Origin of the sequence: Psychrobacter sp. 1Y10 (assembly GCF_052259005.1) — a bacterium.
GTDB classification, from domain to species: Bacteria; Pseudomonadota; Gammaproteobacteria; order Pseudomonadales; family Moraxellaceae; genus Psychrobacter; species Psychrobacter saeujeotis.
The window spans coordinates 18,844-28,025 of sequence record NZ_JBQQES010000015.1 but is presented as its reverse complement, the minus strand read 5'-3'; the positions used below and the strand labels follow the sequence as shown (position 1 = coordinate 28,025).

General features: G+C 40.4%; 8 protein-coding genes. 5 read left to right on the top strand and 3 right to left on the bottom strand.

Annotation, left to right across the window (positions count from 1 at the left end; translation table 11 throughout):
* Window positions 1-225: 225 nt before the first annotated feature.
* Window positions 226-1,179, top strand: coding sequence for a toll/interleukin-1 receptor domain-containing protein (locus tag ACTXGH_RS13545; RefSeq protein WP_439297132.1), 954 nt, complete (start codon window positions 226-228; stop codon window positions 1,177-1,179).
* Window positions 1,180-1,561: 382 nt separating this feature from the next.
* Here ACTXGH_RS13545 and ACTXGH_RS13540 read toward each other — a convergent pair whose 3' ends face one another.
* Window positions 1,562-2,455, bottom strand: a complete 894-nt coding sequence (locus tag ACTXGH_RS13540) for a pirin family protein (protein ID WP_439297133.1) — start codon at window positions 2,453-2,455, stop codon at window positions 1,562-1,564.
* 162 nt (window positions 2,456-2,617) lie between these two features.
* Complete coding sequence (locus ACTXGH_RS13535; protein ID WP_439262928.1) at window positions 2,618-2,878, bottom strand: DUF1289 domain-containing protein; 261 nt, start codon at window positions 2,876-2,878, stop codon at window positions 2,618-2,620.
* 173 nt (window positions 2,879-3,051) lie between these two features.
* Between ACTXGH_RS13535 and ACTXGH_RS13530 the strand changes: the two genes are divergently transcribed.
* The 3 genes from ACTXGH_RS13530 (at window position 3,052) to ACTXGH_RS13520 (ending at window position 6,491) form a co-directional block, all read left to right on the top strand.
* Complete coding sequence (locus ACTXGH_RS13530) at window positions 3,052-3,675, top strand: YqiA/YcfP family alpha/beta fold hydrolase (protein WP_439297134.1); 624 nt, start codon at window positions 3,052-3,054, stop codon at window positions 3,673-3,675.
* Window positions 3,676-3,800: 125 nt separating this feature from the next.
* The gene (gene parE / locus ACTXGH_RS13525) at window positions 3,801-5,690 is read left to right on the top strand and encodes a DNA topoisomerase IV subunit B (RefSeq protein WP_299221296.1); all 1,890 of its coding nucleotides are present in this window, start codon (window positions 3,801-3,803) and stop codon (window positions 5,688-5,690) included.
* A 159-nt stretch (window positions 5,691-5,849) separates the two neighbouring features.
* Window positions 5,850-6,491 carry a lysophospholipid acyltransferase family protein gene (locus tag ACTXGH_RS13520; protein WP_439262934.1) on the top strand — a complete coding sequence of 214 codons (642 nt, stop codon included), beginning with the start codon at window positions 5,850-5,852 and terminating at the stop codon, window positions 6,489-6,491.
* A 166-nt stretch (window positions 6,492-6,657) separates the two neighbouring features.
* Here ACTXGH_RS13520 and budC read toward each other — a convergent pair whose 3' ends face one another.
* Window positions 6,658-7,440 carry a meso-2,3-butanediol dehydrogenase gene (gene budC, locus ACTXGH_RS13515; RefSeq protein WP_299221291.1) on the bottom strand — a complete coding sequence of 261 codons (783 nt, stop codon included), beginning with the start codon at window positions 7,438-7,440 and terminating at the stop codon, window positions 6,658-6,660.
* A gap of 307 nt (window positions 7,441-7,747) precedes the next feature.
* On the opposite strand from budC, the gene ACTXGH_RS13510 reads away from it, so the two are divergent.
* Entirely contained in the window at window positions 7,748-9,148 is a 1,401-nt protein-coding gene (locus tag ACTXGH_RS13510) for a hypothetical protein (protein ID WP_439297135.1), read from the top strand.
* Window positions 9,149-9,182 lie beyond the last annotated feature (34 nt).

Sequence of the window (9,182 nt, the reverse complement as noted above, 5' to 3'; positions counted from 1 at the left end):
CAGAAGTGAAACATCATCGCGCCAATGGTAGTGTGGCTCCGGCCATGTGAGAGTAGGTCATCGTCAGCTCTCTATTCCTAAAAAGCCCCCACAACAACGTTGTGGGGGCTTTTCTTTGGTTTCAGTTATTGTACTACTCTAAATTTCATGTATTTTTTGCATATTTTCAATAAAGATATATGATGGTATAAGATTTTTATCTTAAATTGTAAACTAGGAGTGGTAATGTCTTGGGCTGATTACACTAGAGCTAAACATTTTGGTAATGGCATCTTCTTGCCCTATTCTAACTTGTTAGCTGATATTGCTTTTAACCTTGACAATCTACTCTCTACAAACCCTATTTTAGCTCATAACATAACACCTATTTCAAATAGAGATATATTATTAGTTAAAGGAAAGAGAGTATCGTTATTAGCTTTATCGTCTAACACATATAGACATTTACCATTATTTCAAACTTATGAGTGGGAGGATTTTCTTAGCATAGATGAAGAGGTGTTTATCAAGGATTATCCAATTATAATTAAAGAGTCTTTAGTTCTAACTGCTGATAATTTATATGATTTTTTAACAAAAAACTATTCAATGTTAGATCCAATTTTAATTGTTTTTCCTTCTGTTTTTCAAGCATCTAAAGATAGTGTAGAAGAAAAAATCAAGAATGACATTACTTACAAAATAGCTAAATCTATTCTAAATAAAGAAATTAAAAATTATGAGGAAAAGAAGAAAATGGAAAACAATACGGAAGTGTTTTTAAGTCACAAATCAAACGACAAATCTCTAGTTAGAGAAATAGCTTCAACATTATCATCTCTTGGATACAGCCCATGGTTAGACGAGGATAAGATGAAGGCTGGTGCAAATTTAGAACGTTCTATACGTAGTGGGTTTGAAAGTTCTTGTGCTGCAGTCTTTTTTATAACTCCAAACTTTAAAGACGAAGGTTATCTTGCTTCAGAAATAGATTACGCAATTGCTGAGAAAAGAGATAAGGGAGACAAGTTTGTTATTATAACCCTACTTATTCCTGATCATAAAGGTAATTACGGAGAAGTTCCGAAATTATTAAAATCGTACGTATGGAAAGAGATTGAACCTGTACAAGCTATACGAACTATTGTAGAAGCTTTACCTATAAAGCTTAGTAAAATTAGTTGGAAAAGTGATTTATAAAAAACAAAGTATAATATTGATTGGGATTTTTAGGAGAAAAGCAAAGTATAATATCTTTATTAAAAAAATTTTAACTATAATTATTTTATATGAAGTAAGAATATGACAATCTCAAAGTAACTTATTAAGGCGATCTACGCACTAGCGCCATTCATTTGTAGTCAACAAATGAAATTATCACTGATGTGCCGACTGATAATTAAGCAAAGCACTGTTCATTACTTTGGCATACACAAGTAGTAACACTTAAATAGACTGCAAAAGAAGCTGTTTATACTTGATATAGATGAGACCCTTACTTTTTCTTATCAAAAAAGCCCATATTAGCGAACTAATACGGGCTTTAACATGCAGTAGAGTATTTAACTAATTAGTCTAACGATCAAGCGCCTTCACCAAATTTACCACTTTGGAAATCAGTGACGGCTTGCATGATTTCTTGCTGACTGTTCATTACAAACGGACCATACTGAACAATAGGCTCGCGTAGTGGGCGACCCGTAATTAAGATCACTTTGGTATCCTCACTACTATCGGCGGTAATGGTAACACCATCCGTATTGTCATCATTTTTCAAGATAGCCATGTTCTTAGTCGGTACAGTATCGCCTTCGATATCTATCGTACCGCGATATACAAAGGCAAAGGCATTGTGATCGGCTGGAATCGCTTGGCTAAAGCTCGTGCCTGCTGGTAAATGAATATCCAAATAAGTTGGCTCAGTCATATCGCGTGTGACTGCGCCTTCTACGCCGTGCGAGGTACCTGCAATCACCGTAACGTCAACGCCATCTTCTGTAGTGTATTTAGGTAAATCATCACTTTGGAAGTCTTTATACCAAGGATCATTCATCTTGTCTTTGGCTGGCAAATTAAGCCACAGCTGGAAGCCTTCCATCGCGCCGTCTTCTTGTTCCGGTAGCTCTGAATGAATGACACCGCTCGCTGCCGTCATCCACTGTACGCCGCCGTTTTGTAATAGCCCTTCGTTACCCGCGCTGTCACGGTGACGCATACGACCTGTGATCATATAAGTAATAGTCTCAAAACCGCGATGCGGATGGTTCGGGAACCCAGCGACATAATCATCTGGATTGTCGCTTTTAAAGTTATCGAGCATTAAGTAAGGGTCGAGACGCTCTTGTAATTGCTGCGTAAGCACGCGAGTCAATTTAACGCCTGCACCATCTTGGGTATCGACCCCAGCAAAAAGCTGTTCAATTTGACGTGACTGGGTGACGGTATCTTTTACGCTATTTACTATAGTGTTATCCATTATTTTCTCCTGCTTTTTTAGTAACGGTTGATAAGCATTAAGTTTTATCAATCTTCACTTATGTATTTTGAGGTTAGCAGGACAAAATTCAATATTACTATGTAGAATTATTATATTGATAATATTTATTATTAAGATAATTTTAATAGTTATATTTTCTAATTAAAATAACTCACCCACCTCAATGACTTCTTCAAAATTAAAGCCCAATTGCTGACCTTTACGCTGCCGCATTTGTTCGATACGCTGACGACGTCCTACGATTAACCTTAATACTTCACGACGCTGTTCCGTGTTCATACTTAACCATAACTGGCGTTCAGGACGGCTACGCAGGCAGCCGAAGCAATAGCCTTTTTTGTTACTTGTGCAAACTCCAATACAAGGATTGTCAATATCAAACAGTTCAATCTGCTCACTCATGACGTCTCCTTGTCTCTTTTTTGATTTGAATAACCTATTTTAAGTCAGTATTCATGCTAATTTGATTTGACTATAGATTCGCGTTTTTAGCACTATTAACGCTATATGACTGGTGTTATGCTCACTATCTATCAATTTTTATAGTATAACCAATTACAAAGATGAGATTGCATATGAATATTGTGTACGTGCATGGCCTAGATAGCGATGCCAATTCTACTAAAGGGTTTTTATTAGAGCAATATTGTCAACAGCATTACCCTGATATCAAAGTACATCGTCCTGATTTAAATCAGTCGCCAGAGCAAGTGTTTAGTTACTTAACGGATCTAGTCAGTAAACTTAGCAAGGACGCCAAAACCGTCTTGGTAGGAAGCTCATTGGGTGGATATTTTTCAACGCTCGTCAGCAATCATACTGGCTGTCCTATTTTATTATTAAACCCTAGCACACAGCCACATATTACTTTACAACGTTTTGAAGACAATAAAAACGCTGATACTTTAAAAATGGATGACAATAAGGATGAGACGCTTTATACCACTCCTGGTGGCTGGGCAATGACGAAAGCAGACTTACAGTGGTTTGCTCATCATCAATTATTGTCGGTTGCCAATCCAAGTCAGGTTACTGTCATGCTCAAAAAAGACGATGAATTACTGGATGCCAATCTATCAGCAGCGTTTTACCAGCAGCAAGGTGCGACTGTCACCATACAAGAAGGCGGCGATCATAGGTTTAGTGATTTTGCTAAGCATTTGCCCAAAGTCATTGAAATGGTACAACAGTTAGTCTGAGTTAGGTTGGCTTATAGAGACGACATTATCTGACGTAAGCTACTGACGTTTGACGTAAAGAGCGCCATTTTTGGTTATAATGGTTAGATAGAAACAATGATATGTGAATAATAAAGGAAGGCATTTTGAGTCAATATAATGCGCAATCGTTAGAAGTATTAGAAGGTCTTGAGCCGGTACGTCGTCGTCCGGGTATGTATACCGACACCACACGTCCCAATCATCTAGCACAAGAAGTCATCGATAATTCCGTTGATGAAGCGTTGGCTGGTTATACTAAGATCATAAAAGTTCAATTGCATAATGATGGCTCGTTGTCCGTTGAGGATGATGGTCGCGGTATGCCAACTGATATTCATCCTGAGTTTGGACAATCAGGTATAGAGCTTATCTTGACGCGTCTGCATGCTGGCGGTAAATTTTCGACCTCTAATTATGAAGTATCAGGCGGTTTGCATGGCGTTGGCATCTCTGTCGTCAATGCGCTATCAACGCGAGTTGAGGTAACCGTATGGCGAGACAGTACCCAGTTTGATATGGCGTTTGAAAATGGTGCGCCAGTAACAAAGCTTACTGAGTCTGTCAGTTCCAATAAACGCAAACGTGGTACTCGAGTGCGTTTTTGGGCAGATGGGAGTTTTTTTGATACGCCCAAATTCAATGTCAAACAGCTTAAGCACAATCTAAAAGCCAAAGCTGTGTTGGCCGCTGGTCTGACGATTGAATTCGTTGATGATATCAATAACGAAAAAGTCGTTTGGCAGTTTACCGATGGGGTGGTGGAGTACCTCAGTGAGCAGCTAGATGGACTGGAGACGTTACCACCCGCGCCATTTTATTATAATCACGAGGCAAAAGCAGGTGAACGCGCAGGCATTACCTTTGCGCTGTCTTGGTTGCCTGAAGGTGGGACGCCGATTCAAGAAAGTTACGTGAACTTGATTCCAACCGCGCAAGGCGGCACCCATGTTAACGGACTGCGTACTGGTATTTTGGAAGCCCTGCGCGAGTTTTGTGACATTCACAATTTACTACCACGCAGTGTGAAACTTACGGCAGAAGACGTATGGGATGGGGTCAACTACATCCTATCACTCAAATTCTCAGAGCCGCAGTTCTCCGGGCAAACCAAAGAGCGACTCTCTAGCCGCGAAGCCGCTGGTGCGGTGCAGACGCTTGCAAAAGATGCTTTTAGTTTATGGCTCAATCAGCATGCTGATATGGGTACGCAAATTGCGGAATTAGCCATCAATAAAGCAGGTCGGCGCTTAAAGTCTGCTAAAAAAGTCGCTCGTAAAAAAATCACTCAAGGTCCAGCACTACCTGGCAAGTTAGCAGATTGTCGTGGAGATTTGCGTGATGGTGCTGAGCTATTCTTGGTAGAAGGGGATTCGGCTGGCGGCTCAGCTAAGCAAGCGCGCGATCGTCATTATCAAGCGATATTGCCGCTGCGAGGTAAGATTTTGAACACGTGGGAGGTGTCATCAGATACGGTACTCTCGAGTCAAGAGATTCATGATATCGCTATTGCTATCGGTGTCGATCCTGCCTCTGATGATCTCTCTGAGCTACGATATGACAAAATATGCATTTTAGCCGATGCAGACTCTGATGGCCTACATATTGCAACGTTGATTTGTGCTTTGTTTGTCAAACATTTCCCTGCGCTCGTTGATGCAGGACATTTATTTGTCGCGATGCCACCTTTATACCGAGTCGATGTGGGTAAAGAAGTCCATTATGCACTAGATGAACCTGAACTTGCTCATATCTTGGCCAATGTGCCTGGCAATAAAAAAGCGCAGATCACACGTTTTAAGGGGCTTGGTGAGATGAGTGCAGAGCAATTGCGTGAAACCACGATGAACCGTGATACTCGGCGTTTGGTTCAGTTGGATATGGATGACATCGTACTAACCAGTAGTATGATGGATATGCTACTCGCCAAAAAACGAGCGGCTGACCGTAAGTCATGGCTTGAGGACAAAGGTAACCTAGCTGATATTTCAGTATAGCGCCATAGAGAGAGTCACAGTCCTTGAGGAGAGGAGTCGTTTGGTTTGAATAGTATTTTATGGTTTTCTAATTTATAAAATGCTGAAATTTTGCAAAAGACGATTTAGTCGTATTTATTTAAGGCTAGTATTCGTTTTTACTTTATAGGCCTTAATACATTGTCAAAATTCCCTAAACTTAGTAAAAAACACTTAGGTCATCTGGTTCCAAGACGCGGTAATAAAGTTGCGCCAATCATCGCATCAGCGATGTTAAAAGCAGCTGGCTGGCGAACGGTCGGGGAGATTCCAAATATTCCGCAAGCAGTGGTATTGGCGCTTCCGCATACATCTAATATCGACGGTGTCTATGCAATACCCAGTTTATTTGCTCTAGATCTAAAAATTAGTATCATGGGCAAGCATACTTTGTTTAAGGTACCAGTCCTTGCTCAGCTGCTACGTTGGATGGGTATTATCCCTATTGATCGTGGTAATAAAGGGTCAGTATTGCAGGCAAGTATTGATAAGTTTAAAACTGGAGAACCCTTATTTTTGGGGTTATCTCCAGAGGGGACACGTCAATATACCAAAGAGTGGAAAACAGGGTTTTATTATTTGGCAGTAGGGGCCAATGTGCCAATCTTACCAGTAGCGCTGGATTATAAAACCAAAGAGATACGATTTATGTCTTTGGTTTATCCTACTGGAGATATTTCAGGGGATTTGCAAAAGATTTATAACCAATATCAAGGAGTGGTTCCAATGTATCCTGAGCGCTTGTCTCAACCACTACAAGACGTTAATAGCGCGGATGACTGACAGTTTTATTAAAGCAGGTCGTTGTTAAATATGGATATCCAAAAAGCCTCCGATATTTCAATATCGAAGGCTTTTTTATCTTGAACCGTAGTGATCTAAGCTTGTCGTTGAGGCTGACAATAATATGATCAATATTTAACGGAGATGAGGGTCCTGCTATTGATATTTAGAAGTTTGGTTGACCGTTAGAAGCATTCACACCGCCGTCAACAGGCAGATTGACACCAGTAATCATCGAGGCGTCATCACTTGCTAAAAAGGTGATCGCTGCTGCAATATCCTCAGGAGTGGCAAGACGTCCTAGTGGGCAACGGGCCAAAAATTTATCAGTTTTAGCCTTGTTGTTTTGAATAGCACTGGTCATATTGGTCTCCGTCACGCTGGGATTAACGGCATTGACACGTACCCCATCTGGACCGTGATCGAGAGCCAACGTACGAGTTAGATTGGTAATGCCAGCTTTAGCCGCATTGTAGGCCGCCATGTTCCAATCGCCTCCGATACCTGAAAGCGATGAGACATTGATGATATTGCCTTTCGTCTTGATCAGATATGGCATCGCAGCTTGACAGACATAAAACGTACCATTCAAGTTGACATCGATTGCAGATTTCCACTCTTCAGCTGACATCTCAGTGATTTTACCTTGTGTTGCTTTGCCAGCGTTATTCACCAATACATCAATCTTTTCAAACTTTTCTATGACTCTTTTCATCATTTCTTGTACTTGGTCTTGTACACTAATATCACAGGTAACTGTAAGATAATTGTCGCTATGAATCCATGTACGATCTAAGGGAAACTCTTTTGCGGTTTCTTCTAAAGTTTCAGCAGTACGACCTACTAAGACCACACTGGCACCTTCTTGAGCAAATCGAATAGCAGTTGCACGACCAATACCTGACCCTGCTCCTGTAACGATAACTGTCTTTTCTTTAAAACGTTTCATGGCCTTTAATCCTTGTTATTATAAGAGAGTGACTATATAAGCAAAACCGGCAAAGGGAGTTTCGATCAGTTTATCATCCATGAATCGACCCTCAAATGGTATTGCTTTATTATTATCATAACAAGTCACTGCTTTGAAAGCGACAACAAAGCGGGGATGTATAACAGTCTTCTTGTATAGGAGTGTTACGATGGTTAAGGTTTTTTATATGGGTATTTATCACGCTGTTATTTTTTACTTTACGTATTAGGTCACAGTTATACTTGTTCAAAAGAATGCTATTTTTCAACCATAAGAGTGATGCATTGTGCCAGACGCTATCAAACCTTTATCTGAACGTCTTCTTGCTCTAGAAGCGCTAAACTGTTATCTGCAGTTGTCACCTTCTACTATGAGCTTGTCTATACCACATACAGCAGATGTACAGTATTCTGCCTGTCAATATGTCTATAAGTTGCCAAAAGGAGCGCTACGTATACTAGAAGTGTCGTTGCCCCTACCTATCATTAGTAGTACGGCTGATATTGAAACGGCACGCCTCGCTATTGTCAAAGCTGCAATGATATGGCAAAAGCAAAGCTTGCAGCGTGATGAAGATAGTAATACTGTGACTCACAAGGTGTTAGTACTGGATGTTCAACTTGTAGATCATCAAATATCAGATAATGATGGCATTAAAGAAGACAAGAGATTATCGGTGACGACGTCTATCAATCATAGTTTTGGGGCACGTTACTTTATGGAGCATCTGATATCAGATGTTAGTAAAGACGAGCAATTGTTACAAGTATTTAGTCGTCAGGATTGGTATCTAGCTATCGAGAGAGTTATGACACCTTGTGATCTATGGCAATTTTTGGATTTTCACTTAACGCATCTTAATCAATCGCTCATAAGCGGGGTAGCGAGCTTTGAATCTGAAACAGCGCTTATCTCCCAATTTATGCACAGCGATGCTTTATTATCGCATGCTATAAGTGTAGACAATGAGCTTATCAAAAATGGATTACAAGATGAGCCAAATTCGGCTTTGGTTGCGATGAGTCTGGCACAAAAACAACAAGACGTGAGTTTACAGCAGGCCTATCAGCAGCACCGAAAACAGGCGTCTATATTATGGTCACAGCTTAGCAGTCAAATTATCAGCTTGGCTAGCGAGCCGTCTATTACAACTAATAAAAAGGTGGTAGACGCACAGACTATATGGAAACGACAGCTATTAGATGAGTCCTTGTTTTCACGTCATGAGCTTATACGTACCCTATATAAACATCCTGAGCGCGCACTTACTATGAGGGAGAATGGGTATGTTATTCATCAGCACTCTTATACAATTTTGGGCCGTCATTATGTGATGATATTTTATGGAAAAGGCAAAGACACCGCGCAGAGCAGAGCGGCTATCCAACCAAGGCTACAAGCAATTGCGCAAGATGTTGCACTGCGTTTACCACTTGTTGAGCTACACCATATTATTGTACTGGGCATCGAGTTTGTCTTAGAGAAAGACGACACTTATTTGGATATAGATGCATGGATTCAGCCAGTTGAGTCTATGACTCAAAGGGAGCGTCAATTAACCAAGCAGTTACAGCACTTAAATCAGCAAAACAAAGCGCAAGTACAAAACAGTCAGTCAGTAGACAATGGTCCATCAACACGAATGCAGTTGAATTTAAATGTGCCTGCACGACCTATTAAGTTATAAACATAAAATCTGAGCCATAAAAAAAGACAGCCTA

Bases quoted from the DNA above. Each gene is read 5' to 3' on its own strand.
- ACTXGH_RS13545 (WP_439297132.1), top strand. From the start codon at position 226: ATGTCTTGGGCTGATTACACTAGAGCTAAACATTTTGGTAATGGCATC.
- ACTXGH_RS13540 (WP_439297133.1), bottom strand. From the start codon at position 2,455: ATGGATAACACTATAGTAAATAGCGTAAAAGATACCGTCACCCAGTCA.
- ACTXGH_RS13535 (WP_439262928.1), bottom strand. From the start codon at position 2,878: ATGAGTGAGCAGATTGAACTGTTTGATATTGACAATCCTTGTATTGGA.
- ACTXGH_RS13530 (WP_439297134.1), top strand. From the start codon at position 3,052: ATGAATATTGTGTACGTGCATGGCCTAGATAGCGATGCCAATTCTACT.
- budC (WP_299221291.1), bottom strand. From the start codon at position 7,440: ATGAAACGTTTTAAAGAAAAGACAGTTATCGTTACAGGAGCAGGGTCA.